The 24,681-nt window shown below is 46.3% G+C and carries 30 protein-coding genes and 2 pseudogenes; 28 read left to right on the top strand and 4 right to left on the bottom strand.

The annotated features are described in order from the left end of the window. From KW548_11550 to KW548_11520, 7 genes are all read left to right on the top strand, one after another. Positions 1-951: a TauD/TfdA family dioxygenase gene (locus KW548_11550; protein ID QXX05812.1), complete on the top strand. Its 951-nt coding sequence runs from the start codon at positions 1-3 to the stop codon at positions 949-951. 52 nt (positions 952-1,003) lie between these two features. After that, complete coding sequence (locus KW548_11545; protein QXX05811.1) at positions 1,004-2,356, top strand: aromatic acid/H+ symport family MFS transporter; 1,353 nt, start codon at positions 1,004-1,006, stop codon at positions 2,354-2,356. Continuing rightward, a complete protein-coding gene (locus KW548_11540) occupies positions 2,356-3,501 on the top strand; it encodes a BtaA family protein (GenBank protein QXX05810.1) in 1,146 nt (381 codons plus the stop codon). Before KW548_11545 ends, KW548_11540 begins: the two co-directional genes overlap by 1 nt. After that, on the top strand, positions 3,498-4,817 hold the full coding sequence (locus tag KW548_11535) for an AMP-binding protein (protein ID QXX05809.1): 1,320 nt from the start codon (positions 3,498-3,500) through the stop codon (positions 4,815-4,817). Before KW548_11540 ends, KW548_11535 begins: the two co-directional genes overlap by 4 nt. 241 nt (positions 4,818-5,058) lie before the next feature. Continuing rightward, the gene (locus tag KW548_11530) at positions 5,059-5,880 is read left to right on the top strand and encodes a C45 family peptidase (GenBank protein ID QXX05808.1); all 822 of its coding nucleotides are present in this window, start codon (positions 5,059-5,061) and stop codon (positions 5,878-5,880) included. 55 nt (positions 5,881-5,935) lie between these two features. Next, positions 5,936-7,534, top strand: a complete 1,599-nt coding sequence (locus KW548_11525; GenBank protein ID QXX05807.1) for an asparaginase — start codon at positions 5,936-5,938, stop codon at positions 7,532-7,534. Then, on the top strand, positions 7,531-8,298 hold the full coding sequence (locus KW548_11520) for a hypothetical protein (protein ID QXX05806.1): 768 nt from the start codon (positions 7,531-7,533) through the stop codon (positions 8,296-8,298). Before KW548_11525 ends, KW548_11520 begins: the two co-directional genes overlap by 4 nt. Positions 8,299-8,402: 104 nt before the next feature. On the opposite strand, the gene KW548_11515 is transcribed toward KW548_11520, so the two are convergent. Next, a complete protein-coding gene (locus KW548_11515; GenBank protein ID QXX05805.1) occupies positions 8,403-9,320 on the bottom strand; it encodes a LysR family transcriptional regulator in 918 nt (305 codons plus the stop codon). A 92-nt stretch (positions 9,321-9,412) separates the two neighbouring features. Between KW548_11515 and accD the strand changes: the two genes are divergently transcribed. Next, the gene (gene accD / locus KW548_11510) at positions 9,413-10,291 is read left to right on the top strand and encodes an acetyl-CoA carboxylase, carboxyltransferase subunit beta (protein ID QXX08050.1); all 879 of its coding nucleotides are present in this window, start codon (positions 9,413-9,415) and stop codon (positions 10,289-10,291) included. A 252-nt stretch (positions 10,292-10,543) separates the two neighbouring features. Here the strand turns inward: accD and KW548_11505 are convergent, their stop codons facing one another. Next, positions 10,544-11,179 carry a glutathione S-transferase family protein gene (locus KW548_11505; protein QXX08049.1) on the bottom strand — a complete coding sequence of 212 codons (636 nt, stop codon included), beginning with the start codon at positions 11,177-11,179 and terminating at the stop codon, positions 10,544-10,546. A gap of 120 nt (positions 11,180-11,299) precedes the next feature. On the opposite strand from KW548_11505, the gene KW548_11500 reads away from it, so the two are divergent. The 4 genes from KW548_11500 to KW548_11485 all read left to right on the top strand — a co-directional run bounded on the left by KW548_11500 (position 11,300) and on the right by KW548_11485 (position 13,588). Beyond that, positions 11,300-12,169, top strand: coding sequence for a LysR family transcriptional regulator (locus tag KW548_11500; GenBank protein ID QXX08048.1), 870 nt, complete (start codon positions 11,300-11,302; stop codon positions 12,167-12,169). Positions 12,170-12,298: 129 nt separating this feature from the next. Beyond that, positions 12,299-12,520, top strand: coding sequence for a VF530 family protein (locus KW548_11495; GenBank protein QXX05804.1), 222 nt, complete (start codon positions 12,299-12,301; stop codon positions 12,518-12,520). 215 nt (positions 12,521-12,735) lie between these two features. Further along, complete coding sequence (locus tag KW548_11490) at positions 12,736-13,143, top strand: GNAT family N-acetyltransferase (protein ID QXX05803.1); 408 nt, start codon at positions 12,736-12,738, stop codon at positions 13,141-13,143. 109 nt (positions 13,144-13,252) lie between these two features. Then, positions 13,253-13,588 carry an alkylphosphonate utilization protein gene (locus tag KW548_11485; protein QXX05802.1) on the top strand — a complete coding sequence of 112 codons (336 nt, stop codon included), beginning with the start codon at positions 13,253-13,255 and terminating at the stop codon, positions 13,586-13,588. 64 nt (positions 13,589-13,652) lie between these two features. On the opposite strand, the gene KW548_11480 is transcribed toward KW548_11485, so the two are convergent. Next, complete coding sequence (locus tag KW548_11480; GenBank protein ID QXX05801.1) at positions 13,653-14,105, bottom strand: YkgB family protein; 453 nt, start codon at positions 14,103-14,105, stop codon at positions 13,653-13,655. Positions 14,106-14,295: 190 nt separating this feature from the next. On the opposite strand from KW548_11480, the gene KW548_11475 reads away from it, so the two are divergent. From KW548_11475 to KW548_11440, 8 genes and pseudogenes are all read left to right on the top strand, one after another. Beyond that, the gene (locus tag KW548_11475) at positions 14,296-14,721 is read left to right on the top strand and encodes a hypothetical protein (protein QXX05800.1); all 426 of its coding nucleotides are present in this window, start codon (positions 14,296-14,298) and stop codon (positions 14,719-14,721) included. A gap of 77 nt (positions 14,722-14,798) precedes the next feature. Next, entirely contained in the window at positions 14,799-15,227 is a 429-nt protein-coding gene (locus tag KW548_11470) for a GNAT family N-acetyltransferase (GenBank protein ID QXX05799.1), read from the top strand. Between the two features lie 237 nt (positions 15,228-15,464). Next, positions 15,465-16,305: pseudogene (locus tag KW548_11465) on the top strand (hypothetical protein). A gap of 504 nt (positions 16,306-16,809) precedes the next feature. Then, a complete protein-coding gene (locus KW548_11460; GenBank protein ID QXX05798.1) occupies positions 16,810-17,022 on the top strand; it encodes a hypothetical protein in 213 nt (70 codons plus the stop codon). Positions 17,023-17,129: 107 nt separating this feature from the next. Beyond that, a complete protein-coding gene (locus tag KW548_11455; protein QXX05797.1) occupies positions 17,130-17,378 on the top strand; it encodes a hypothetical protein in 249 nt (82 codons plus the stop codon). Positions 17,379-17,529: 151 nt separating this feature from the next. Then, on the top strand, positions 17,530-18,042 hold the full coding sequence (locus KW548_11450) for a lipocalin family protein (GenBank protein QXX05796.1): 513 nt from the start codon (positions 17,530-17,532) through the stop codon (positions 18,040-18,042). Between the two features lie 2 nt (positions 18,043-18,044). After that, positions 18,045-18,467 carry a glyoxalase/bleomycin resistance/dioxygenase family protein gene (locus tag KW548_11445; GenBank protein QXX05795.1) on the top strand — a complete coding sequence of 141 codons (423 nt, stop codon included), beginning with the start codon at positions 18,045-18,047 and terminating at the stop codon, positions 18,465-18,467. A gap of 398 nt (positions 18,468-18,865) precedes the next feature. After that, positions 18,866-19,894 (top strand): LD-carboxypeptidase, encoded by a 1,029-nt coding sequence (locus KW548_11440; GenBank protein QXX05794.1) that lies wholly within the window; start codon positions 18,866-18,868, stop codon positions 19,892-19,894. Between the two features lie 54 nt (positions 19,895-19,948). Here KW548_11440 and KW548_11435 read toward each other — a convergent pair. After that, positions 19,949-20,469, bottom strand: a pseudogene (locus tag KW548_11435) (DUF2058 domain-containing protein). Positions 20,470-20,641: 172 nt separating this feature from the next. Between KW548_11435 and KW548_11430 the strand changes: the two are divergent. From KW548_11430 to KW548_11395, 8 genes are all read left to right on the top strand, one after another. Next, complete coding sequence (locus tag KW548_11430; protein ID QXX08047.1) at positions 20,642-21,028, top strand: DUF4440 domain-containing protein; 387 nt, start codon at positions 20,642-20,644, stop codon at positions 21,026-21,028. A 98-nt stretch (positions 21,029-21,126) separates the two neighbouring features. Beyond that, the gene (locus tag KW548_11425) at positions 21,127-21,651 is read left to right on the top strand and encodes a GNAT family N-acetyltransferase (GenBank protein ID QXX05793.1); all 525 of its coding nucleotides are present in this window, start codon (positions 21,127-21,129) and stop codon (positions 21,649-21,651) included. Continuing rightward, positions 21,648-22,142: a GNAT family N-acetyltransferase gene (locus KW548_11420; GenBank protein QXX05792.1), complete on the top strand. Its 495-nt coding sequence runs from the start codon at positions 21,648-21,650 to the stop codon at positions 22,140-22,142. Before KW548_11425 ends, KW548_11420 begins: the two co-directional genes overlap by 4 nt. A gap of 2 nt (positions 22,143-22,144) precedes the next feature. After that, positions 22,145-22,627: a GNAT family N-acetyltransferase gene (locus KW548_11415; GenBank protein ID QXX05791.1), complete on the top strand. Its 483-nt coding sequence runs from the start codon at positions 22,145-22,147 to the stop codon at positions 22,625-22,627. A gap of 9 nt (positions 22,628-22,636) precedes the next feature. Next, positions 22,637-23,113, top strand: coding sequence for a GNAT family N-acetyltransferase (locus tag KW548_11410; GenBank protein ID QXX05790.1), 477 nt, complete (start codon positions 22,637-22,639; stop codon positions 23,111-23,113). A gap of 18 nt (positions 23,114-23,131) precedes the next feature. After that, entirely contained in the window at positions 23,132-23,695 is a 564-nt protein-coding gene (locus tag KW548_11405; GenBank protein QXX08046.1) for a hypothetical protein, read from the top strand. A 23-nt stretch (positions 23,696-23,718) separates the two neighbouring features. Next, positions 23,719-24,120, top strand: coding sequence for a DUF2007 domain-containing protein (locus KW548_11400; GenBank protein QXX05789.1), 402 nt, complete (start codon positions 23,719-23,721; stop codon positions 24,118-24,120). Positions 24,121-24,144: 24 nt separating this feature from the next. Next, a complete protein-coding gene (locus tag KW548_11395; protein ID QXX05788.1) occupies positions 24,145-24,663 on the top strand; it encodes an NAD(P)H-dependent oxidoreductase in 519 nt (172 codons plus the stop codon). The last annotated feature ends 18 nt before the right edge of the window (positions 24,664-24,681 follow it).

Raw genomic sequence — 24,681 nt, 5'->3', positions numbered from 1 at the left:
ATGAGCAGTACCCCTAATTTCTCGTTGACTAAACTCAGCCCATTTTTTGGCGCTCAGATCAGCGGTATTTCCATGCATGAGCCGTTATCAACGGATGTGATCCAACAACTGGAAGACGCGCTTGCCGAGCACCAAGTTTTGGTATTTCCCAATCAGACGTTGTCTTCCGAAGATATTCTTCGGGTAGGACGCTATTTTGGTCAATTGACAGTGCATCCTTTTGCTGAAAACAGTGAACAGCACCCAGAGCTTATTGTGTTTGATTATAAAGATGGTAACCCGCCTGTCTTGACCGATCGCTGGCACTCGGATGAGTCTTACAAAGCTGCCCCACCCAAAGCGACCATGCTCTATGCTCGCGTGGTGCCCGAGATAGGCGGCGACACTTGCTTCAGTAGTATGACCACCGCCTACGATTTTTTGTCGACCAAGATGCAGACGTATGTTCAGGGATTGTCAGCGATCCACGATTTTTCGCCGTATAAGTTCCTGTTCCCCAATACGCCTTCGGGCCAAGCAATGCTGCGCCAAAAAGAAGCTGAATACCCACCGATTGCGCACCCTATTGTCACTGTACATCCGACGACAGGCAAACGCGCGTTGTTCATCAATCAAAGCTACACTCGGGCAATCCAAGGCATGAGCCAACGAGATAGTGAGGCTCTACTGGCACAACTGTTTCAAGTTACGTCAGTGCTGGAGTATCAGTATCGCCATCGTTGGCAGCCGAACATGTTGGTCCTTTGGGACAACCGCTCAGTGCAGCACGCAGCGGTGCATGATTATTACCCTAATCATCGTCATATGGAGCGTGTCACCATAGCTGGCTGCCAGCCAATTGCTGCGTTTGAGCCTATTGACAGTAGTGAATTGCAAACGTTTAAGGTGCCGCCTTACGACCATGACGATTCCCGTCGTGCCCGTCGTCAATTTGAACTGGATGTCCAGTGATAAATAGGGGTGACATCATCACCCCGCTTAACTTAGGATCATGAGTGTTGTTATGAGCGAAACCGCTTCAACTCAAATTTCTCACGCGGTTAGAACCGCGAAGTGGAATGCTTTCCACGCTTCTGTGTTATTTTTGTGTTTAGCCATACTGATTTTGGATGGTTTTGATACGGCCTTGATGGGGTATGTGGCCCCTCAGATCCTCCAAGAGTGGGGGGTTGAAAAATCAGATCTGGGACTGGCCATGAGCGCTGCGTTAGTTGGGCTTGCACTGGGAGCCTTAGCATCTGGACCTTTGTCTGATCGTCTTGGCCGGAAGCCAATCATTCTGGTCTCGGTGCTAATTTTTGGTTTGTGTTGTTTAGCAACCACTCAAGCAACTTCTGTTGCTGAGCTTGCTTGGTGGCGATTTGGTACTGGACTGGGGATAGGTGCAGCCATGTCGAACGCCTTGACTATAGTGTCTGAGTTTGCTCCTGAGCGACACAAGGCTTTCATGGTCAATGCGGTCTTTTGTGGCTTCCCGTTTGGTGCTGCAATGAGCGGGGTACTGGCCTCTTGGATGGTGCCTCACTGGGGCTGGGAGAGCGTATTTCTGTTGGGTGGAGCGCTGCCACTGTTGCTGTTTATTCCTCTTTGCCGCTGGCTACCAGAGAGCGTATTGTTTTTGCTACAAAAGCCGGAAGCTCATCAGGCCATCACGAAAACGCTAAAGCGATTACTGGGTCATGCTTGGCCGCACCGCATTGCGAATACCGCTCCTCGTCAGTCAGTCGGAAATCCTGTTGGAGTCATCGTGGCGCGTTCTCGGTTGGGGGCGACACTTCTGCTCTGGATTGCCTACTTCATGGGGTTGCTGATTTTTTATGTCGTCACCAGTTGGATGCCAATCTTGATCGGAGAGGCAGGCTATGATCTACGCCATGCGGCGCTACTCACTGCCTTGTTCCCGCTGGGTGGTGCTGTCGGTACTCTTGTGTCGGGTTGGGTAATGGATCGCCTCACGCCGCATTATATCGTTGCGTTCAATTACTTCATGACAGGTGTATTTTTATTCTCTATTGCTTACCTGTCAGATATCTATTGGCTGGGACTGGCTATTTTGCTGGCTGGTACTGTGATGAATGGTGCTCAAGCGTCGATGGGGTCCATTGCTGCGCTCCATTACCCAACGTCAGCGCGAGCAACCGGGGTATCTTGGATGCTAGGCATGGGAAGAGCAGGGGGAATCGCTGGTGCCATGATGGGAGCAAGCTTACTTCAGTGGGGCCTAGGTTATCAGGACATCTTTCAAGTGTTGCTCGTGCCTAGTGTGTTGGCCGCACTGGCCTTACTTGGGCTAAAGCAACATGCTCGCCGACGTACCAAGTCACTGGCTGATCTTGTTCCGAAGGAGGCGAACTGATGGGGGGATTGTATGCGCTATCGACTTCCCAGACTTCGACACTACCACTTCTATACGGTCAAGTCAGAGAAGATGTGTCGGTGGACCTCCAGGCCTTGGCTCTGAGTCCTCATGACAGAGTACTGACAATCACTTCAGGAGGCTGTTCGGCATTGCGGTTTTTGGCCGAGGCACCTCAGCAGGTGACCGCCATAGATATCAATGCTAGTCAGTCAGCCTTATTGGCGCTAAAGTGTGCGGCTATCACCCAGTGGGATCGACAAGCCTGCCGCGAATTTTTGGGCGATTTACCGGCGTCAAGCAGTGACCGTCTGGATGGATGGTCAACCCTGAAATCCAATCTCAGCCCAGATGTTGAGGATTATTGGAATAAGCATCTCAATTTGGTGGCCAAAGGGGTCAATCAAGCCGGTCGCACTGAACGACTCAGCGTATGGACGGGACGAGTCCTGCACTATGTGACTCATTCGCCCAATCTGTTTGACGCATTGATGGCAATAGAGACCCTTGAGGAACAGCGAGAGTTTTATCGCCAACACTTCGACACACAGCGTTGGCGCACATTTTTAGCTCTGTGTGTCAACAACATAACGCTGCGTCGGGTGTATGGTGAAGGGTTCTCTCGAGCGCTGGAAAAACATGAGTCGCCTGCGGTACATCTTCGACGCAAAATTGCTCGCGCGTTTGACACCACCTTGCTCAAACACAATCCGCTAATGACGCAACTCCTGTTCGGTCGCAACCCACCTGATCTTGCTGGAGCTGCCTACCTAACGGAAGGCGTGTACGACAAGGTGAAGGCCAATTTAGACCGACTAAACATCGTCACGGAAGATCTGACCAAATGGGTGGTGCGGCCTGAGCAGCAAGGTCAATTCAACAAGTTGGCTTTGTCAAACGCACTGGAGTGTTTGCCTAGACAGGCCGTTGGCCCGTTTTTGCAACGATTGGTGCACAGCTTACCGCTAGGCGCTGTGATAGTGAACCGCTCTATGATGGGGCAGGGGTCCACTACTTGGCCCGCAGATTTGTGCTTGGATCATTCCCTCAGTGCGAAACTGAGCGAAGCGGAACGTGCTTACACGTATTCGGCTGTCTCAGTGTTTCGTAAACGTTCTTCAACTATGCACGAGGTGGAACAATGAGTCCGGATAAGATACGGCGTGCGATTTCTTATGCCTCTGAACGTTCTTTTTACCGCAAGCACTGGGGGCAACAAACCTTAGCGGGCTTGGAGGAGACACTTTTGTCGGACTTGCCAGTGGTACGCAAAACGCATCTGCGTGATCATTGGACAGAGATTATGAACCGTGATGACGCTGTCGATTACGTTAGTTCATCAGGGACGACTGGACGCCCCGTTGATGTGCCCGTCCATCGGTTGCAAGAAATGGTCTGGGTCGCCTCCATCACTCGGGTGCTACGTGAACTGGGTTTGCAATCGGGAGACCGTCTGCTTCAGACATTAAGTAACAACGATATGTTTACGTTGGGGCCACTCATTAACCAAGCTGCTAAGCAACTTGGGATCAGTGTTTTTCGTTGTTCTCCTCAGCGTGTGCAGCGGGTGGTCGATATTCTCAACTACCATCGCCCTGACGCTATCGTAGGCAACCCCTTGTTTCTTGACGAGATGGCTGCCGAACTCGGCCCCGATTTCCCTAAGCGTGTTCCCCTGCCTCGTAAAGCTTATTTTGCGGCATGCCCGACGTTTGATGCGTTATTTCAACCTACCGCGACGGTGAATAAAGTACAAACCTGGTGGCAGTTTGAGACCTACATCAACGAGTACGGCTGTAGCGAAATTGGGTCAATCGGCTTCGAGTGTCAGCAGCATCAAGGTTTCCACATCCACGATGAGTATTTGTACGTCGAACTACTTGACCCTCAGACGGGGTTACCAGTTCCTGAAGGTGAGCCTGGTGAGGTGGTAGTCACGACACTGACCCAACCTCGCGGTTTCGCTGCTGTGCGGTATGCGACGGGTGATATTGCTAGTGGTCTGTACCGAACCCCCTGTCTTTGTGGACGAACATCACCGAGGCTTGGGGCGATCGTTGGTCGTATTGACCAACAATTTAAAATTAGGGGGCAAAACCTCTACCCAGAGTTTGTTTTGAATACGCTGGAGGGGCTGACTTTCCTCCAGAACGCGCTGCTAGTACGTTATCAATCTACCACTGGAGAAAATGTGATTGAACTGTGGTTGGAGAGCGCCCTAGAGACACATGAGTCACTGTCTGCTAGGTGTAATGCGGTTAGGCGTGCACTAGAGGTTCAAGTCGCGCAGAGTCCGCCGTTTTTCTTCCTTCAGCACGGTCACTTGCAAGGCCTTATCCACGAGCACCTGCGTACGACTAACGGTGTCAAGATACCACGCCTGATCGATTTGAGTGATGACCAGTTTGAGCACGGCATCGCGCACTTCAAAGCGGTGACTGGGGAGTCTACCGCAGTATGATCTCGCGGGCTTGTCGATAAGCAATCAACCCATAACAATGAGGAGATTCTTCCTCTTGTCAATGAGTTCTTAAACGGAACAACAACGGCGGTTTTCAAGACAGATTGATGTTTCAAAATGTGCATTTTGATATGTGATCTAATGCATAATGAACATTCCATTTATTAACTAGACTTCTGACGTTAGACCCTGGGTCCCAGGGTCAGGCTCGATAGAGCTCGTCCAAGAAAGGAGTCTCATCATGTGTACCATAGGGGCCGTTTTTGACGGCAATCAACTGGTTACCTTTAAACAGTGCGATCTCATTCCAGTGACGCACTTTCACCAACCACAAGTGCGACCTGGTCAGAACGGAGTGGAATCTTACATCGCCATGACACGCGATGGCAGTGAAGGGATTTGGGCTGGATCAAACGATGCGGGCGTTAGCTTTGTGGCCGCAGATTCTTACACTACCACTGCGGCTAACTATTCCACCAATCAAGGAGAAGTACAGGCACTTTTTGAAGCCTACGAAGCCACAATACGCGACTATACCAATGCCACCGAGGCGGCAATGCATCTGACGCAGTTTTATTTATCCATGGGGAGGGCCACGCCGTTTCCTGCGCCGGATATCGCACTGATCACTGGCTGGGCCGACGATACTCACACACGAAAAGTAGCAATTTTCATTGAATACATGCCCAACCCCTTCAACCAACGGCCCGTGCGTACCATTTGTCGTGACGAAGGTTTTTTCGTGTCAACCAACCACTTTCGATTGCAACCTGACTCAGTCCATTATCCAGCCAATCACAGCACCTATTTACGTCTTAATCGAGCTGAATCGATGCTTCAGCTCTCGCCGAATCAGACTGGAGTCGAGCAGTTGTTGTCTGACCAATACTATGGTCAAACCGAACTCTCTATCTGTCGAGAAACTGAGTTCATTGGCAGCGAATTTTTCACTCAAGCCACTGCCGTGTTCTCCCTTGACCGGGGACGACCTGGGTGTCGATATCAGGTCAATGGAAATCCTCGAATTCAGCCATTGCAGTCCTTTCAGGAGGCGCCACTATGACCAAATTAGATATTAACGTTGAGCCCAGTGCATGCGCGGTCAATAAGGAGCAACGATGAATATTGGTATCATTAACACTGGCGGCACCATCAGTTGTGTCGGTGACCCACTGGCACCAATGAGCGCGTCGGCCTTTGCTCAAGCCTGCAATGTATGGATTGATCCTGTCATTCAGGCCGAATTTCCAGAGATCCAACTCCACTATTTGGTCGATGTCGTGTTTCCAGGTTCATCGACTCACACGCTAGACAGCACTAACCTGCAGCCGAGCGATTGGTGCATTATGGCTGAAGCCATTTTGGCACATTATGAGGAGATGGACGGGTTTGTGGTCTTGCATGGAACAGACAGTATGGACTTTTCCGGTGCGGCGCTGAGCTTTTTACTTAATGGCCTGAACGAACGAGGTGTCGGGGTAGCGGTATTGAGCAAGCCTGTGATCGTCACTGGTTCACAAGTGCCGCTGTTTCATCAAACCGATGGCATGCCTTGCCAGCTTAATTTCAACACCGACGCATATCAAAACTTGTGCGGTGCGATTGCAGCAGCACAAACGGGAATTGCAGAAGTGGGAGTGTATTTTCAAAATCGGTTGTATCGTGGTAACCGAGTACTCAAAACAAACGCCAGTGAGTTTAATGCCTTTGAATCGCCCAATTATCCGTACTTGGCAGAAGCGGGGGTGGCCTTTACCATTGAGAATCAACGGTGTTTGCCAGGCCCTGTCAATCACGCTGTCAGCCTTGACAACCCTTCGGTTCGCGATAGCCTACGTGCGCAAATTAATGATCTAAGTGTGCAGATGAACACCAGCTTGGTGAGCCAGCTTAATGCGTTCCCCGCGCCTTATCGAATCGCTCCACCCCAAGCTTTTTTGGCTCAAATCGTTGACGCGTTGGTCTCGGCAGGAACGCGAGGAATCATCCTCGAATCCTATGGCGAAGGCAACTTTCCCTCAGGTAGTCCAGATGAACCATCCAAAGGGGCGATCTATCAGGCCTTAGCTGCTGCGCATCAACAAGGTGTAATACTCGTCGACGCCAGCCAGGTGATTGCTGGAACTGTCAATAACAGTGCTTATGCAGCCGGAGCTTGGTTGCCTCAGGTCGGGGTTGTTTCATCTGCAGATATGACGCCGATGGCTGGCTTGGTCAAGTTAACCGTACTGTTGGCGTTGGAGAAACTGCATGGCTGGCCTGAAGGGACTGTCAATCGTCTGTTTCAGACCAATTGGGCGGGAGAAATGCAAAACACAAACCGCCTCGACAGCCGAGTTAATCCGAGTCTACTACCCGGGGAACACCTGATGACGTTTGATGGCATGGCTAGTTTGCACAATGATCCTAATCATGGACCTCGTCTGGTTCGCAACAGTGACAACGAACTCCTGTGGCAATTACCAGAATCTCTACCGACAGAAGCGTTGCCTGGTACTTTGACGATGCAAAATGACGGCAACCTGGTGTTTTACAGTCGAGATCAGGTCCCCTTGTGGGCCAGCCAGACTGGCCATTCCAGCGGCGCAGCCTCTTGGTTAGAGCTGAGCGGCTCTTCGTCCACTCAGCAACTGGCAGAAATTACGCTGACCGTTTATAACTATGCGGACCAACATGTGTCCGTGCAACTTTATCCTTCTGAAAGGAGTCACTCATGACACGAATCAAGTACAGCGGACGCATCACACCCAATTGTCCTTACCACGGTTCCTTGCTGCTGACACAAGGGCGCATTGTTGCACCGACTACCATTATGCCGCCTAACCCAGAGTGGGGTCCTGTTGCTCAATATGGCCCGACAGTATTTGGCCGTTCTACTGCGTACGATCCTGCGCGTAATTGTGATGGCAATTTCATGTCGTATAAGAACCAGCCCAATAACAATTGCTATGCCTACGGCACTAATATTGCCTCGAATTCATTTCCACAGCCGGGGCGCGCCAGTGCAGGGTCGACGCCATGGTCCACGGCGATGACGGCAGATATTGTTACGCGCAACGCGGAACTCGATGGTTTAGTTGCCTTGCCACATCAAACTCTTGACGATTTATTCGACGACCCTAAGTATCGACAAGGAGTGGATGGGCATTTTGTCGCGTTAGTATTTTCGCCACCGGAGTCTGGCTTTCAGGGTGATCCTCAAGCACAGTGGGGTGGGGATTATCACTGGGTCCGTGCTGATTTGGTGGACTATGAACGTCGCGTTATCCACTGGTCACAGAAGGACGGAGGGGATCAGGTCACCAACTTTGACTTTGCTGGCCAACCCATTACTGATCCGACTCATGCGTGCTGGACGGTCAACCTTGGACCCGTATCGGGACTCGACACCAGTCGACCTGATGATCTACACGATGTGATCGTGACGTATGAGTTTCATACTTTTATGTGGGTTCCCGCACATGGCGTGACGATTTTGTGAGTTAACTTGCGGCGTCCTATTAAGGGCGCCTATTTCGTTGATTCTCTTCCACTCACCCTTTTCTTTGTTCATTTCTGAAACGCCCCTTTGGTATCTTGTACATATTAAAGCTGTTTGTGAATCGTAGATTGATTTTGTAAATGTTTAATAAATATGGGTATTTTCTTCGCGAGATGCTTTCGTGAGGCATAAAAGGCGTATAGCACCAAATCCGCTGGAGGGTACTCCATGTCTATTTTAACCAAAGTGCCTGCGTCTAATTCCTGCTGGCAGAACTCGATGGGTAGTAGGGAAGCTCCCAATCCAGCAAGAGCGCCTGTTTTGGCGAGGTGGCCGCTATTGACCTTGAACGTCGAGTGCACTTTCTGCGTGACTAATTCACCGGTGGCATTCTCAAATACCCAAGGGCTACCATTTAACGCAGTATAGGTCGTGATGCAGGGTACGCGGCTTAAGTCGGTGGTATGAAACGGCACTGGGTATCGTTCAAGCCAGGCCGGAGAAGCCACCACGACACTTTTCCACCGGATGATTTCTTTTGCCACCCAGTTGCAGTCTGTCAGCTTCCCGCGTTGAAAGCTGATCACAATATCGAAGCCATCCAGAGGGTCATCTTTGGGGCTTATGCTGGTGTCGCAGCACAACGAAATGGAGGGGTGTTGTTGGCAGAATGAGACAACGGCCTCAGATAATGCGGGCGAATCGGGCATGAGCACTTTTAGTTGCCCTTGCACTTGCTGAGAATATTGGGTCACTTCTTCAAGTGCGTCATTGAGTTTGTTCAAAAGAGGCTGGGTTCGCACATAAAGGTGTTCCCCTGCGTCTGTTGGACTGACGCGCCGTGTGGTTCTATGAAACAACCGAGTGTCTAAGCATTCTTCGAGCAAGGCGATGTGGCGACTGATGTTGGAAGAAGGCAACCCTAGCAATTCAGCCGCCCGTTTGAAACTGTTGTTTTCGTAAACACAGTGAAAGCTGTTGAGCCATTGTTGGTCGATTTTATCTAGCACTTTTAATCCCATAATATTGGATTATTAAACCAATAAAGCCCACTTTATTATCAATAATTGGCTTATACAATGGTTCATTTATGAGTTATTGGAAAAAGGTTCCCATGGGTTGGTTAGAAAACCTCTTTGATAGAAAAAACAAAATTAGTACTCGTCGAACATTCATTCCAGAGGGCGTCTGGACTAAATGCTCCTCTTGTGACCAAATTCTCTACCGACCAGCGTTGCAAGAAAATTTGGGTGTGTGCCCTAAGTGTGATCATCACATGAGAATCAAAGCGCGGTGTCGGTTGGACAGCTTTTTAGACAAAGAACCTCGAGTGGAGCTCGCGCAAGACTTGGAACCGCAAGACTTGTTGAACTTCAAGGACTTGAAACAGTACAAAGATCGTATCGCTCAGGCACAGAAAACCACGGGTGAAACGGATGCCCTAGTGGTCATCAAAGGTGCATTGTTTGGGATGCCTGTGGTTGCGTGCGCTTTCGAGTTTTCATTTATGGCAGGGTCTATGGGGGCAGTGGTTGGTGCTCGATTTGTCAAAGCAGTAGAAGCCGCAATTGATGCCAATTGCGGCTTAGTGTGTTTTTCGGCTTGTGGCGGCGCGCGGATGCAAGAATCATTGATGTCGCTAATGCAGATGTCTAAGACCAGCGCAGCGCTTAACCGACTGTCGAGCCATGGGTTGCCCTATGTTTCGGTGCTCACTGATCAAACATTTGGTGGTGTCTCTGCCAGCATAGCGATGCTTGGGGATATCAATATTGGTGAGCCTAAAGCTATCATTGGTTTTGCTGGTCGTCGGGTCATCGAACAGACCGTGCGTGAACAACTGCCCGAAAACTTCCAATGCAGTGAGTTCTTGTTAGAGCATGGGGCGATCGATATGATTGTTGATCGTCGTCAGATGCGTCAGCGAGTCAGTGGATTGATCGCGAAAATGACTAACACTACTTTGCCTGTCGAACCGCCAACCGCGGCATAGAGTGATGAAAGAGTTTTCGTGGGTTGAATCGTCACCCACGAACGCTCTCCCCGCTCGCGTTATGTGTGACCAGCAAAGTAGAAGAGTTCTTGTTAAGCAACTAAAAGGGATTCTCTGCTCATCATTGATATTGGCTGGTTGATGGGATCAAATCGCCTTTGTTCATTGGAATGGTCAACCCTGATTGTGCGAGTAGTGTGACGTTGCCCATTAGTCCGTGACAAGAGAGTGAGTTGAATATTTTTTGCAGGTTTAATGAGCCTCGCTGATGGCTTGGTTTAATCCCACCTTGGATAAGGTCATGGGAATAAAGCGCGGTAAAGCTTCGACCCGTTTAAGCCAAGTGCTAAGCCTCGGGTAGCCTGTTAGGTCTAGGCCAGCTTCAGGTGCGAGCTTGGTATAACTGTAAATCGCCAGATCGGCCAGAGTGGGGGTTAGGCCTACCAGCCACTGCCGGTCAGATAAGTAGTTATCCAACTGCGTCAGCAAGGTAATCCCCTCTTGTTTGAGCGTATCACCCTCGATTGGGCGGTGAAACATATTGGCGGCGCGTAGCTTGGCTAAGGAGCCTGCTAGCCTATGGGCTGCGAGGGACAGAAACTGCTCAATGTGGGCGCGGTCGACCGGCGAGGGTGGCAGCCATTGCTGTTTGACATCGTAAACGCTGGCCAAATAGACCAATATCGCGTTTGAATCTGTAATGACCGTCTTGCCATCAACCAGCACCGGTACTTGACCAAAGGGATTTAGAGCTAAAAATTCTGGTTGCCGATGTTCGCCAGCAGGCAGATCAACCTTAACGAGTTTAAAGTCTAAATCGAGTAGACCCAGAAGCAGGTGAGCGCGGTGGGCGTGACCAGAAAGAGGGTGCCAATAAAGTGTGATCATATCGAATGTCCCAATCATAAAGTTTGCCCTATTTAAGAACACCTTGCGCCCTAGAAAAACCGTATTATCATAGAATGATATTTTCCAATATGTTGATAATTAATGGATACTATTGATGGTATGAGAACAGTTGTGGCGGTAATTGAAACGGGTTCTTTTACTGCTGCCGCCGAGCGCTTAGGTTTATCTAAATCCTTAACGTCTAAGTATGTTAATCAAGTTGAAGCGCAGCTTGGAGTGACGTTGTTCCATCGCACAACTCGTAAACTGTCTGTTAGCTCGCCGGGCATGCAATACTATCACCAAGCACAGCAACTATTGTCTCAATTTGATCAGCTATACAGCCAGATCCATTCTCATAAAAAAACCGCGTCTGGGTTACTTCGTGTGACAGCGTCACAAGGGTTTGCTGAAGAGCTGCTTAGCCCTCTCATTCCGGACTTTCACGCCCAGTTTCCCGAGATTCAGATTGACATCTTGGTGACCAATAAAAAAGTGGATTTGGTTGAGCAGGCCATTGACATTGCCTTTCGCGCAAGTGACCTTGAAGATTCTGGTTGGCATTACCGCCCGATCATGTCTCTACAAAGCACCGTGTACGTGGCGCCGGAACTCGCTCATTTATATGCTGACAGACCAGAAGCCCTACCGTGTCTGATTGATAGTAATCTGCACCCGACTGCGCGATGGCCCATTGCGGGCACATCGGAAACCACCCAGCGCAGTCGGATGGTCAATGCTGTGTTCAAAAGCAACAGCCCTAGGCTCATCCGTCAATTGACCTTATCAGCAATGGGGGCAAGTTACTTGCCTGATATCCTAGCTGAACCCTATGTCCAGCGAGGAGAATTGCAAAAACTGGAGGGAGACTTTGCTGCGATGACGTTTCCATTGACAGCCCTGTACCGAGGTGGTCAGTACCAACCTGAACGAGTTAAGGTCTTTTTGGACTTTGTCGCCAAGCAATTTGAGCCTTCAGCTATTAAATGAATGGGTGTGTCTATAATTTTATCTGTTGCTCAGCAAAGCAGCCGAAATGGTTGGCGATTAAATCAATAAAGGGGTGAGTACTCTGCTACAATCCTTGCCCCTTTATCTTATGAGTAGGCACTATCGTCAATGAGCCAAGAACAACCAAATAATCCATTGCATGGTTTAACCCTTGAAAAAATCCTCGTTCGTTTGCAGGAGCATTATGGTTGGCAAGGCCTTGATGCAGAAATTCCTATCAATTGTTTTTATAACAATCCTTCTATTAAATCTTCATTGAAATTCCTTCGACGCACTCAGTGGGCAAGAGACAAAGTAGAAACGCTGTATATAGAGACGTTCTGCCAATAAACGTAAACCTTACAGCGTGATTAAAACCTGTTGAAGGCAAACCAGCTTACCGTATGTTACGTCGTGAATCGGTGCTTCATTTATCTTCGTTTGGCGATTTCTTATTACCAGCCTAGTGTGCAGGTGATTGATTTGACGCTATTTAAATCAAGGGCTGTTTATTTATACAGTGTTGGTGTATTCTCTCGCGAAACAATGAAAAGGAGAAGCTCGTCATGGATCTTATATTTGAACACAAAACTCCGAGCCCTGAAGAATATTGCCAGATGCGTATCCTTGCTGGCCTTTCAGCAAAATCGCTTCAAGCGGCTGAGCTTGGTTTGCCTAATACTCTTTATGGGGTGTCAGTTCGCGATGGTGAAAAGCTTATCGGGATGGGGCGTGTAGTTGGTGACGGTGCGTGTAATTTTGAAGTAGTGGATGTTGCGGTTGACCCCAGTTATCAAGGCATGGGTGTAGGCAGAAAAGTCATGGAACATATTGACAAATACCTTTCCTCTGTTGCTCTAGAGGGGTCATATGTATCAATGATCGCGGATGAACCAGAATTCTATGAGAAGCTGGGTTATCGCTTAGTATCTCCTTCAAGCCAAGGTATGACAAAAAAGTTTAACCGTAACTGATTGTGTTTAAAAAAGGTTGATAGCTCAGTGCTGACTTGCTTGAAGTGCTCGCATAGTCCACACCGCCGAAGTATCATAACGAAAAATTATTTTAGAGAAATCGTTGAATATGTCGTTTCCTCCATGCCCGAATTGCCAGTCCGAATATGTTTATCAAGACCAGAGTCATCTTATTTGCCCAGAATGCGCGTATGAATGGAACCCTGATGAGGTGCTTGAAACTGAAACTCTCAAGGTCAAAGACGCTAACGGCACACAGCTCGCAGAAGGGGATAAAGTCACTTTAGCAAAAGATCTTAAGGTTAAAGGAAGCTCTCTTATCCTAAAAATAGGCACTAAAGCTGTGATCAGAAGAATTGTTGACGGCAAAGACCATCAGTTGGATTGTAAAGTGGATGGTGCAGGTGAAATGATGGTAACGGCACAATTTGTTAAGAAAGCTTAATGGTGCCACTTCACTTGAATGTTCTTACTACAAGGGCTCGCTGAAAAAGCGGGCCCTTGCTCGTTTATGCTTGCACTAAAGGTTTATTGCGTTCGATGACGCTGATTGAAATCGCCAAAAACAGGATATCTTTCACTAAAAAGAAATTGGTCACGAGAATGCCATCGGACACTTTCCAAGTATTTGGCGTGGTGAGAAGAAAGCTGAGTGTCGCCACAAAAATTACAGCGGCTGCTATTCCGGAAACATACGCGATTTTTGCATTTTTGAAGCCAGCAATTAGGCCAATAGCCACGATGATCTCGGTGGCACCGATAAGATTCGAAACCGCTTGCACAGAGATGATGTCATAAAGCCAATTCATCGCTGGATGGTTGACCACCAAAGGCTCAATCAACTTAGCTTCTGTCGGGGTAAACTTGTAAATACCAATCCAAGCCAACACTAATGCGACGCCAATAACGCCAAGATTGTAACCAATATGACTTTGTTTTAATTCTTTATTTTCTACATGCATGATAGGACTCCAAAATAACAATGCGTGGATATGACCGACCATCTGTTGAGAAAATTTCGCAGAGCTAGCGTTCACTCTGTACCATGTTGAACAATAAGCTTTTCAACAATCCGTTACGATATTGTGATTTGCACTTGGCCATCCGTGTTTTAAGCTTCTTTTGAGCGTGAAGCATTCTTGGAGGTACAACGTGAAAAAAATGCTAACCGTAATGATGATACTTGGTGCTCTGGTTGGATGTGATGAGGCTACTAAAGCTATCGAACAGGCGCAGGACATTGCAAATAAAGCCGTAGGCGATATTCAGCAGCAAGTTGAGTCTTTCGACTTAGAGCAGTTGAATCCGGAACACCTTGGTGATGCAGCACAATCTGCACAGGTAATGGCGGCGTCTGTTGAACAAGCCTTGACCGTTGACTTCAGCAACCCTGAGGCATTGGCTGATGTTGAAGAGCGTATTGCGAATGCGTATAGCTGTTTAGTGGCGTCTTCGTCTGAGTCGACCGCGTCTGACTTTATGGATAAATTGATATCGTCAGTGACTAGTAATGATGCAGTATCCTTGATTGAAAAAGCTATTGAGCAAGCAACAACGGCTCAGACATGTGTCATGTAAAAGCGCTATGTGCTATAAGTTCAATCGAGATATTGTGTCTGTTTTATGTGCATAGTCGATAGCATAGGAGGGAACATTTGCCAGATTCTATCTCAATTGAACCTTATCAGGACGCGTTTCGCCCTGCACTTCGCAAACTCTATCTTGAATCACGACAAGCCAGTTATATTTGGTTAGAAACCAGTGATTATGAATTGTCAGACTTCGACAACGATGTTGAAGGAGAGCAAATTTGGGTCGCGTTCATAGAGGAAAATATCGCGGGTTTCATTTCTCTATGGGAACCAGAAAACTTTATTCACCACCTCTACGTTTCACCAGCGTACATCCGCAAAGGTGTTGGTGGCCATCTAATACAACTGGCTAAAAGCCGTTACCCGACACTCAGCTTAAAATGTATGTCACTCAATAAGTCAGCGTTAGACTTTTATTATTCTCAAGGGTTTACCTGTCATTCAAAAGCCCAAGACGCCTCAGGGGAATACTACCTTCTGACATTGGGTTAATTGTTGAGTCACTCTAGGTACCCTTTTAAAGTTAAGTCTCTTCTCAATTACGTGTTGGCCTTTTCGGTCAGACAGATAATTTGAAACTAGGTCCAATAAATCAACATCACTATTTGTAGCGAAACGTTTATTTTCATATAAGTACCTCATGCTAGGACCAACCACTTTTGGCTGTTTTTGCAGAAAATGGCCAAGAGTGAAGTTATGTTGGCGTTGATGTTTATTCACGGAGCAAAGATGAAGTTCGCTAGATATTGGGCAAAAAAAAGAATTCGAAAATGAGACGGGCATATTTTGGCAAAAGAAGCTGAGTGTTTGGGGCTCATCGAATGAGAGTCAAGAACAAGCGGCGATTAACGCTGAAAATCGACGGCATTTAATGACAGATTTTTTCTCAGGTCATCACGAGAGAGGGGATGACTACGAATATTGGACGGGGGTGATTAAGGAAGAGATCTTACTAGAGCGCCAGAACAAGGATGGTGAGCCCCTAGCGATCATCAGCCGTAACGGCTACGGGGCCGCTGTACTCAATACCAGCAACGTTGTCTTCGGAGATATTGATGTGTTTGCGCCAAGTTTTGTTGACCGGTTTTTGCAGCTGTTTGGCCGTGAGAAAAAGGACAAAAGTTACTATTTAGCGTTGATAGAGGCGTACCAAAAACGCTATCCAGATCTTGCTTTTAGAGTCTACGAAACCCATTCCGGTCTTCGATTTATTCTGACAAACAAACTCTATGCACCTAGGGATAAGTTTGTCGACACTCTGTTTAGTGACTTGAATGTAGACCCCTTGTACGTGCATTTGTGCAAAAAACAAGAGTGCTTTAGAGCAAGGCTGACGCCAAAGCCATGGCGAATTGGTATGCCTAGGCCAGCAAGCCGCTTTCCGCGCTCAGAGCAATCGAGTATCAACGAATTTCAACAATGGCTTGGGAAATACAATGCAGCCTCTGTGAAGGCAACCTCTGCGAAATACATCACCTCGTTTGGGGAACACAGGCCACATCAAGATGTACAAACTGTCATTGAAATACATGACCAACATATTGCGCGAACAGACGTTGAACTGGCTTGATACCTTTAGATGCTTATGTAAGCAAAGGCTTTATGAGTTAAAAATAGCGTATAGCGTTAGGGCCTGTAATCAATGTTGCTTGTACCGCATACCTTCATTGGAACAGCGCTTGTAGACACATCGAATTGGAGAAGCGAATTATGGAAGTCAGTTGCCATTGTGGAAATGTGAAGTTAGCTGTTCAGACAAAACCATCACAATTGGGGGAGTGCAATTGTTCAATCTGTCGTCGCTATGCTGCATTGTGGGCATACTACTCCCCTTCTGAGGTAGACATAATCTGTGTTGAAAACCCTACGGTTTTTTATATTTGGGGAGACAAATGTGTCGAGTTTCATCGTTGCGAGCGTTGCGGGTGTTTGACCCACTATGTGACAACGCCAAAGTGTGATGAGAAGATTACGGCGATCAATATGCGTATGGCAGAAAGTGTTATACTCAAAGACATCCCAATAACTAAAATAGATGGTGCATCTTATTAAAGTCGTAGACAAAGGAAGTGAAATGGAATTTTCGATTCAACGGCTGCCCACATCTGTAGGGACTTTTCGATTAAAAGGCAAGCTCATTAATGTTAAGAGTATTCAGGAAATAAGCTATGTGGAAGCTGAATTTATGGGTACTGACGGTTGGGTTGAGATAAATACACAATCTGAAGGCGGGTTGGCCATTTTAAATCAAATAAAATCCGAAGTTATTGAACATCTGATTGAGTGAAAGGTTGACGAAAAAATACAAAATATGATGACAACAGGATGTATTTATCACAAAGGTGAGTAACATGTTATGTTATCCTGTGTTTTATAACTGAATGAGTCGCGTCATTGAAAACTAATCAATACATTAAGCACCCACATTTCTGTCAACAATGCCAATCACTTACCCCTCATATCCAACTAACGCAAATGAACAGAGTCGATTCTAAGTTCGAGCAAACACAGTCATTAATGGGACACTGTATAGAGTTCCTGATGGGATTGTTGAGCAAAGGCGATGAGCACACCAACCGCTTTTTTATCGATGAAGAAGATCAGTTTCAGTGTGAGAAATGCGGAGCCCAATCTTGGCATTAAAGTCGATTTGAATAACGACGGAGGTTGTGCGCTCTTTCTTACTGGGATAAGGATAGGGCTGTTTTCATTGAACTTGTGACAGTTAAACTCAGTATATCACTAGGGTTATTTAGAGAGTTGGCTCATACGTTTTGGTTAGAGTGGAGGTAGTATGAAGAAAACGGTTTTTGTATTTGCGGTGTTGCTTATCAGCGGTTGCTTAGGAATGCCCAGCGAGGTGAAACCTGTACAGCACTTTGACATCAATAGGTACATGGGTAATTGGTATGAGATTGCAAGGCTCGACCATTCGTTTGAGCGAGGGCTGAGTAAGGTAACCGCACAATATAGTCTGAAGGATGACGGTGGCGTTAAAGTCATCAACCGAGGCTTTAACGCACAACTCAATGAGTGGAAAGAAGCACAAGGTAAAGCCTATTTCGTTCGAGATTCAGATCAAGGTTATCTGAAAGTGTCATTTTTCGGTCCGTTTTATGGTTCATATGTTGTTTTCGAACTTGAAAAAGATAACTATGATTATGCATTTGTGTCTGGGCCAGATAATGATTACTTGTGGCTATTGGCACGTTCAAGCACGGTAGAGCAAGCAGTTATCGATAAATTTATTTCTATGTCCAATGCGAGAGGGTTTGATACGAGCCGTCTTATTTTTGTAGAGCACTAGCGATGGCTGGACAGAGAAATAAAGGCGTTGAAATAGGACAAGCGAGTTGGAGGCCAACTTGTGTTTTGATTCATGTACCTGACGTCGAACTAGGTTTGAAGTGGTATCAACAAGCCTTTCCTATGTCTAAAGTGATACATTTGCCAGAGTTTGATTTCACAGTGCTTGATATCAACGGCTTTTCTCTGGAGGTGGTACAAGCGGATGAGAAGGTGTCTGCTGGTAAGTCAGGAACCGTTTTATACTGGGCAGTGGAAGACTTACACTGGGCACTTGTTCACTTCCAGTCACTTGGCGCGAAGCTCTATCGAGGTCCAATGGAGATAGATAAAGGGCTTTCCATGTGCCAAGTAGAAGACCCTTTTGGTAATTTAATCGGACTACGTGGAAAATTAGATCTAACGTCATCAGTGAAAGATCAGTAAATGCGCACGATTAATGAGCTTTTAGCATTGTGTAGTGATGCCTATCAATGCTTGTTTCTTATATTCACCCGTTTTAATGTGTCTTATCTCTAGCCTATTCCCTGAAAGCGTGGCCGCTCGACAGGTATTCATCCTTGATATTAATATGGTTCAATCTTCGTGCGGTATGTCTGTACCGTATTTTACGTACGAAATGGACAGAAAAGATTTGGCAAAATGGTGCCAAAATCAGGGGACTTAGGGGATAGAAAAGTATTGGCTGAAGAAGAACCAAAAGAGCATCGATGGTTTTGAACCAGAGATCGCCAGTCGCTCAGGTTTAAGTGAAGTCTCTGATGAGCCTTTTTAGTTTGACCAATTTTGTTATATCTAATGGCAAGACAAAAAATAGGAATAATATGAAATACCCAGAGCCTCTACAGAAAGGGGATAAGATCGCCGTCACCGCTTTTTCTTCGGGCGTTCCTTCAGAGTGTCACCAACGTTTAGATCTCGTCTTGGATCACCTTCGAAGCCTTGGATATAGTGTTATCGAGGGTCATTGTCTAAGAGAAAACCAAAAGCATGTGAGTGCTACTCCATCAATGAGAGCAGAAGAGTTGATGAAGTTCTTGTGCGATGACTCCATTTCGGCTGTTGCTCCCCCTTGGGGTGGTGAATTTGCAATGGACATTCTGCCTCTTCTCGATTTCGAAAAACTGAAGCAGGTTAAGCCAAAATGGGTATTTGGGTTTTCTGATGTGAGTACTATCAGTTCTGTGCTTACCACGCAATTGGGTTGGTCGACGTTACATAGCTCCAATTTAATGGAGCTAAACCCACTTGAGACTGACGAGCTTACCGCAAACACCTTAAATGTTATGACAACCAAATGCGGGGCTGAAATCACGCAGTTCTCTTCTGATCTCTATCAGGTTTCTGGTGAGTCTTTCGAAACTCATCCGAACTGCTGCATAAATAAAACAGAGAGAACTCAGTGGAAAGCGGTGGGTGAGGTGGAAGAGTTGAGCTTCAGTGGGCGTCTGATAGGAGGCTGCTTTGATACTATGGTCCACCTGATTGGGACAGAATATCTCGATCTTGAGCGTTTTAAGCAATGCTATCCAAATGATGGTTTGATTCTGTATTTGGAAAATGCAGAGATGCCACCGACAGTGTTAAAGCGCGCTTTACAAGGGTTAAAATACCAAGGTGTATTTGAACAGGTTAGTGGACTGTTATTTGGAAGGAATGCGGTTTTAGATAATTGTGGAAAAGCAATAACGTCAAGTGAAGCTTTCCTTTCTGTTGCCAATGACTTAAAGGTCCCTGTTCTCTATGACGTTGATATAGGCCATCTACCGCCTAACTTGGCGCTCTTGAACGGTGCGCATGCAGAAGTTCATTTTAAGGACGGCAAAGGAAAAGTAGTACAAACTCTGCGATAGATAGCTCGCAGAATGCTAGTCAAAAAGCCACTCGGTTGCCGAGTGGCGTTTTCTTTACCACATTAGGTCGTCTGGGACTACATAGTCTGCATATGGATCGTCTTCAGCTGGCACTTCTGATTCTGGCTCTTTGAGCTCAATGATGATCTGGTCATCACGCTGTGCAATTTTGTTTGCAACAACTCCGGGGATCACCGCATAACCATCTTCATGACGGGCAATAGCAAGAATACCTTTGATCAGTTGTTCGCGAATAATCGATTCAACGTAAAGGGATTTGACGAGTGTTCCATCGGTGAAGTTGTATTTAATATCTCCCTCTTTCTGATCGATTTTGTTCATCTCGATCAACTGCTTGATTTGCGACTGAATTTCTTTGTTCAGACGCTGCTCATTTTGTTGGTCGCTTAGCTCTTTATCACGCTCTTGCTGTTGACGTTTTTGTTCTTCGACCGCGGCTTTGACTTCACGAGCTTGTACGCGTGACTTTTTGAACCTTTTTTGGCTTTCTTTAGTTTTTTTTCATTCACTAAACCAGCTTTGAGCATTTGTTCTTGAAGAGTGAGTTTTGCCATGGTGTATCCGTGTTGATAAATGTTTTATGCATTTTATAGGGACAGAGCCTGCAAATAAAGATATGTGAAGAATGTACATTAAGTTTTCTTTATTCATTGACGTGTTTCATATGGCAGCCTGGAGTGATATCTTCAGGCTACGGAAATATATGCAATGAGAGGTACTAGTGGGATGGAATTCCTGATTGAACAAGAAGTCTTGCTTCAACAATATGAAGTTCGCCACAATGAATCTGAGGTGGTGCGTTTACTTCACCCTGATTTCGTTGAAGTGGGGCGCTCAGGTAAAAGCTTTGATCTGAAATCAATCCTAGAGATGATGAAGGGCGAGACACCATCAATAGGCAAGATACACTCACAATCGTTTGAGTGTGTAGCGCTTGAACCATCTGTCCAACTGCTTATGTATAAATCTGTCTGGATCGATGCCAATGGAAATGCAAGTTTGTTTACTAAACGTGCCTCAATTTGGGTGTTTACTGGTGAAAAATGGCAGTTAAAGTACCATCAGGGCACCCCTTGTGAGCCGTTTAGGATTGAAGAGGCCCGCACGAGTTAACGAGCATACGCTATGTACCCATCACAAACTGTTGCCAACTTGCTCAAATGGATATGATGTAGAGTACTAAAATCAAACCTTAACAGGATTAAAGGAATATGTTGTACACGGAACGCTTGGTATTGAAGCCTGTAGAAGAGATGGATGTTGATGTTTATAGGCAAGTATTAAGTTCAGATAGTTTAACTCAGTTCTTGCCAAAGGGCATCGCTTATTCAGAACCAGAGATACTCCAGCATCACGCCAACAGAGTTGCGCATTGGCGAAAGTATGGTTTTGGTTCGTACGTCATCTGTTGCAGAGAAAATCCAAATTGTAAGATGGGGTACGCAGGCGTTGAAGTGTGTGAAAACCCAGAATTCAGTGATATCCGATACGCGCTATTGTCAGAATATCAGGGCAAAGGCTACGTGATGGAAGCATCGAAGGCAGTCATAGCAGCAACATTTAAACTTGGTAAGCACGAGAAAATCTATGGTGTATCTTTGGAAGCGAATAAACCTTCGGTCACCATTTTGAACAAACTTGGCATGCGGCGAGAGGTGGGTATCAGTCTATATGGCGAATGCGATGGCTTGGTGACTTTCTCGATTGATGCAGACGCTCTGGAGATTCAGCAATGAAGATTAGAACTGCACTTCAAAGTGATGTTCAAGCAGTCACCGATATCTTTAACTATTACGTTGACCATACCAACGCTCGTTTTGAAGAAACGCCATTTGCATTGGAAAACCGTCTAAATTGGTTTGAACAATTTTCACCAAACACTAAGCATCAATTATTGGTAGCCGAACATCAGGGAAACATTGTTGGATTTGCCTGTTCGCAACCATACCGGCCATCTGAGGCGTTTGCAGACACGGTAGAAGTGACGATATATCTTTCATCTGACGTAAAAGGAAAAGGTACCGGCTCTGCATTATATCAAGCACTTATGGAGGCGTTAAAGCTGCAGGGTGTTCATCGGGCGCTATCTGGTATTGCTTTACCAAACGAGGCCTCAATTGCTTTGCATAAGAAGTTTGGCTTTCGTGAAGTGGGTGTTTTTGATTCCTATGCAAAGAAAAATGGACGCTATATCAGCTCTGTTTGGCTGGAAAAATTATTCGGATAATTATGATTTCTATAGAAAAGTACAGTGCTGAAAAAGCACACCTTATACATGCATTAAGCGTTACACCTGAACAAGCTCAGTTTACCGTTGATAACATTGGCGAAATGATCCCCGAGTTGAAAGAAAGTGAACATCCCTACGTGATTATGAAAGGCGATCAGCCTGTCGGCTTCTTTCTGCTTGATATGGGTTATGCCGAGAAATACAGCTTTTGTCCTCAGCATGGTATTGGGATTAGAGCGTTATTGATTGATCGTAATCTACAGGGCCAAGGTATCGCCCGTGAAGCTCTTAAGTTGCTTCCTCAATATGTTGGAAAAGTCTATCCGCAAGTCAACGCGCTTTATCTCACAGTAAACTGTCGAAACGAGCCTGCCTATCGATGTTATTTGAGTAGTGGTTTCACTGATACAACTGAGTTGTACTTAGGCGGCCCTGTCGGGCCTCAGCATATCATGATGGCACCAGTTTATGGTCAAGGTTAAAAGATAAATATGGTTAAGCTAAGAGAAATGCGATCGGAAGAGTTTGCGGATTTTTATCACTATGCTGCTGAAGCCTATGCGCAGGATATTGCCGAGAATCAAGGCCACGCTGCTGAAAAATCTCTTGAACTCGCTCATCAGGCTTTGAAGCGTTGTTTTCCCGATGGTGTTGAGTCGAAGGGGCAGTCACTGATGTGTATCGATGCTGAAGAAGATGGTGAATCAATATTGGCAGGTTACTTGTGGCATTGCGTTAATAAAAAAGAAGGGTCGACATTTATCTACGACTTTTACGTTATGGAAGCCTTTCGAGGGCAAGGTTTGGGTAGTAAGGCTATCGAGCTTTTGGAAGCGAAAATGAAAGATGTCGATATTAAACAGATTAAATTGCGCGTTGCCTTCAACAATGAGCGGGCCCGAAAGCTCTATGAAGAGTTGGGGTTTGTGGTCACTGGTTACAATATGTCTAAGGTCATTAATGGTTGAACTAATGGGAAATAAATGATGAATACACACTTTGAGCGTTTGAAATCTCTAGGAGCGGGTGACTTTCAGCACTTAAACGGTTCGCTTGAATCCCACTTGATTGGAACAGAGTCCTTGCTGGCAAAATGGCATGCGAGTGATATGGTCAGGAGCGCTGGCCTCTTCCATGCGGCATACGGCACCGCCGGATTTGATGAGAGTATGGTCTCACTGGAAATGCGAAGTGAAATCGCCGCAGTTATTGGTCGAGAAGCAGAAGCTCTGGTTTATCTCTATTGCTCTTGCGACAGAGACTATGTGTTTCCTCAGTTTGATTCTAAACCGTTCATCCAGTTTCGTGACCGTTTTACGGGCTCGGTATTCGAGATGACGGAAGAGCAGTTACACCAGTTTTGTGAGTTGACCGTTGCCAATGAACTGGAGTTGGTATTAGCAAGCGAAGAGTTTAAGTTGAAATATGGCCAAGAGCTATGGAACCTATTTGAAGGTATGGCGGTCTATTTGAGTGAAAGTGCCAGAGCAGAGTACAAGTTGGCGTTAGCTGACTATGATACGTCCGAAAAAATGGCATGCGAAGAGTGATGGTTTAGCACAGGAGAGGTTGTATGGTAGTTGTAGCTCGTTTTTCTTTCCCTCATGAGGCTCATATTGCGAAAGCGAGCTTGGAAGCCGCTGGAATTGAAAGCAATATTGCTGACGAACATACCGTTAACACCCAGTGGCTCTATTCAAATGCGATTGGCGGAGTTCGTTTAATGGTTCAGGAAGAGGATGCCGAGCAAGCGACCATTATCCTAAATACCGATTATTCTGATGCTTTATGCTCTGAAGAAAGTTCCACTTCACAAGATCATTGCCCTAACTGTGGTAGTCTAAAACTAGAGCCGTTTACCAAAGGTAAGCGACCCGCTTTTTTAGTCTTTATTCTTTTAGGCTTTCCGCTGTTTTTCTATAAACACGGTTATAAATGTAGCGATTGCGGACATTTCACCGAAAAAACGGCCTAGCTTACTAAACTAGAGGGAATTCTAATGAAGGTAGCAGTGGTCTTGGGTACGTCAAAAACAGATGGTAATACGCGTCACTTAGTGAATAAATTTGTTGAGATGACAAGTGCTGCGGTGTTTGATTTAGCGGATCACCAGCTCTCTTATTATGACTATCTACACGAAAATCGCAGCGATGATTTTATTCCTTTGATTCGCATGCTTACCACCTATGAGCACATTGTGTTCGCTTCGCCTGTCTATTGGTATTCCATGTCGGCACAACTGAAAGTGTTCTTCGATCGCTTGTCAGATCTGCTGACCATAGAAAAGCCACTTGGACGCCAGCTGAAAGGTAAGGAAATATCTGTTATCTCGACTGGCTACAATCATGAATTACCAGATTGTTTTATTGAACCTTTTAAGCTTACTGCTCGCTACATGCAGCTTGAGTTTAGAGGCTTTGCTTATCTTCCTGTGAGCGAAGAAGAAGACCTTGGGCGAGCTCGTGCCATTGCTGAATGGTTTAGTGAAAGTATTTGTCGAGAATCTTCTAATACCTGATTCAACTATATTTCCCTC

Source organism: Vibrio neptunius (genome assembly GCA_019339365.1).
Lineage (GTDB): Bacteria > Pseudomonadota > Gammaproteobacteria > Enterobacterales > Vibrionaceae > Vibrio > Vibrio neptunius.
Note: the sequence above shows the minus strand (reverse complement) of the source record. Positions and strands in the feature narration are given on the sequence as shown.